The following is a 2,739-nucleotide window of genomic DNA, read 5'->3' as shown; positions in this document are numbered from 1 at the left end:
CAGGTGGTCGGTGACTCCAGGCGGCCTGATCAGTCGCACGAAGGCGACGGTGACGCTCTCATCCAGCGGGACGGCTGCTCCCTCGACATGCACCAGGTAGTGGAGGGCCGCGAAGGCGAAGGTGCCGTCGTCCCGGCTCAGCCAGGGATAGGTCTCCTTGAACCTGCTGATCTGCCAGCGCTTGAAGCCGTGCTCCTGCCGCAGGTGGACCGCGCAAGTCAGATTCAGGATGTGGATGGGGATGATCCCCTCGCCCAGGTCGATGTTGTCCTCCCACACCATCAGCGGGCGGTCCTGGAGTCGATCCCGAGGACGGTCTCGTGCGAGATCGTGTGCAACCGCTGGGAGGTCTCACTCCCAGGAAGGATGGAAGCACACACAGGGAGCGGACCGCGATCCCGAAGGTGTCGTCGTTCTGGCCCTCCGCCACCTGGTCGATGGCGGTCCTGATGGACAGCTCGACAGGCCTGTAGCGGCCCGGTTGTTGCGCCTGCCGTTGCCGTCGTTGCCACGCCTGGCGGTGATGCTTCCTGCCCTGGTGGTGGCTGGACGTGCTGCGCTGGTTCCGCTGTGCTGGCATGCCTTCCCCCCGGACCCTCCCAGCCGCGCTATTCCCAAGTGGAACGCCCGGGTCGACGCCTTCTGGCGGGACGTTGAGGTGCGGGGCTGAGCTCCAACCAGGAGCCCCTGGGCTGTTCGTAGACAGCTACAGCCAGCGGGTGAGGACGGACGTGATTCACCCCATCCCTGTGACATTCATGGATCAGCGCGGGCTGCGGAGGCGAGCTTCGGTGAGGAGTTTCTCTACTACTTCAAGGCCGGCCCTGCGGGCGGCCGCCTGCGGCGGCCGTCCTCGCGCCGGCAGACCACATGCCATCATCGGGCCATGAGCGAGCAACGTTCGTCCCTGTCCTTCGAGCGCATCGCTGATCGCTATGACGCGACCCGCGGGGGCGAGCAACACGGACGACGGACAGCTGCAAGCCGACTGGGCGGGCGATCGATGTGCCGCTTCATGCGATCGCGAATACGATGCCAAGGACATCGTGACCACAGGAAGTCGGTGAGGCACACGATCAACGTCGCAGAGGAATCGGCGGTATCGGCCGCGCGTGAGGCGTAGAGTTCTCGGTCGATCGGAGGGTGGCGTCCCGCTGATGGTGGAAAAGCAGGCAGGCGCGGGCTCCCGATGACGGATACTACGCGGCTGGCATGACGGTCTGGTCGGCCACCTCCTCCTCGAGTGGTGACCGATGGTGAAGCTGGCGGCGCAGCTCCTGCAGCAGCCGCACCGCAGTGGGAGTCATGACCACCCCACGCCAGCCACGCGAGGCCCGGTCCAGCACCGCCCACACCAGGCTCAGGCACGACCGCTCCCCTGGCAGCCGGCCGATCACCTTGACGCGCCGGCGGGTCTCCCCGAAGGTCCGCTCGATCAGGTTGGTGTGCCGGATCCTGGCCCAGTGCTCACGCGGGAACCGCAGGAAGCAGGTCAGCTCGGGCAGGGTGTCGGTCAGGCAGGCGACCGCCGCGGGGTAGCGCTCCTGGTAGCGGTCGGCGAAGGCGTGCGCTCGGCTGCGGGCCTGGGCGACCGCAGCCTCGCCGGGCTCGGCGGTGATGTCGTCGAAGATCTGCCAGAACGCGGCCTTGACCTCGGCCTGGGCGTGGGTGGGGACCTTGGCCAGCAGATTCCGGGCGCGGTGGACAAGACACCGCTGGCGCAGGCTGTTGGCCAAGACCAGCTCGACCGCCCCGATCAGCCCGGGCGCACCGTCGGTGATCACCAGCAGCGGCGCGCGTAGGCCGCGCTCGACCAGCTCGCCGAGGAAGCTGGCCCAGGGGTCGTGGCCCTCGTGGGTGCCGGGTGCCAGCCCGACCAGCAGCGGGGTGCCTTGGGTGGTGATGCCCCAGGCGCACAGCACCGGCTCGGCGCGAGCGCCCGGGTGCATCCGGAAGTGGGAGCCGTCCAGGAACAGGTACTCCAGCTCGATCCCGCCCAGATCCCGCAGCTTCCAGGCGTCGAACTCGGTCTTGACCTGCTCACAGACGCGGCTGACGGTCGACTTCGACAGCGCCGCCTCCGGGCCCAGCGCCTCGGCCAGGGCGGCTTCCACGTCGCGAACGGAAAGGCCGCGGACGAACCCCGACAGCACCAGCGCCTCCAGCGCGTTGGTGCGCGACACGCCCTTGCCGAGCAGCCGGGACGTGAACGGCTCGGTGGTACCGCGCAGCTTGGGCCGCTCCAGCACCACCGGCCCGGCGGTGGTCTTCACCGTCAGCTCGGTGTGGCCATTGCGATACCCGACGCGGTCACGGTCGCCACGCTGGTAGCGGTCGCGGCCCAGGAACTCGCACACCTCGGCTTCCACGGCGGCCTGCACGACCAACCGCACGCTCAGCCGGGCGACCTCCTCCAGGACCTGCCCCAGGTCCTGCTCGGAGGCGAACAGCTCGTCGATCTGGGCGCGGATACGCTCGACAGCAGATAGTCTTGGGGGCACGGGCGTGGACCTCCTCAGCTTGAGTGGCTAGCTCTGCTGGGAGCCTACGCCCGTCCTACTTTTACACCCGACCTGGGACGCCACCGGCCCGCCCATCGCCGGGGACAAGCCCGGTGTCGACATCACACCCACCACGACCGTGGTGCCAACGCGCCTGTCCTCACCTTGACAGCCGTTCCCACATCAGAACGGCAACTGCAGCAGCAGCACGTAGCAGCGTGCCGGGTCGGGTTGGGGG

At 68.5% G+C, this 2,739-nt stretch carries 2 protein-coding genes; both read right to left on the bottom strand.

The features are described from left to right. Positions 1–282: hypothetical protein (locus VF468_21885; GenBank protein HEX5880941.1), on the bottom strand; the 282-nt coding region annotated here is incomplete at its 3' end. 917 nt (positions 283–1,199) lie between these two features. Continuing rightward, the gene (locus VF468_21880; GenBank protein HEX5880940.1) at positions 1,200–2,501 is read right to left on the bottom strand and encodes an IS256 family transposase; all 1,302 of its coding nucleotides are present in this window, start codon (positions 2,499–2,501) and stop codon (positions 1,200–1,202) included. Positions 2,502–2,739 lie beyond the last annotated feature (238 nt).

This window comes from Actinomycetota bacterium (genome assembly GCA_036280995.1).
Classification (GTDB): Bacteria; Actinomycetota; CALGFH01; order CALGFH01; family CALGFH01; genus CALGFH01.
The sequence above is the reverse complement of the archived record's forward strand: the minus strand, read 5'-3'. Positions and strand labels throughout refer to the sequence as shown.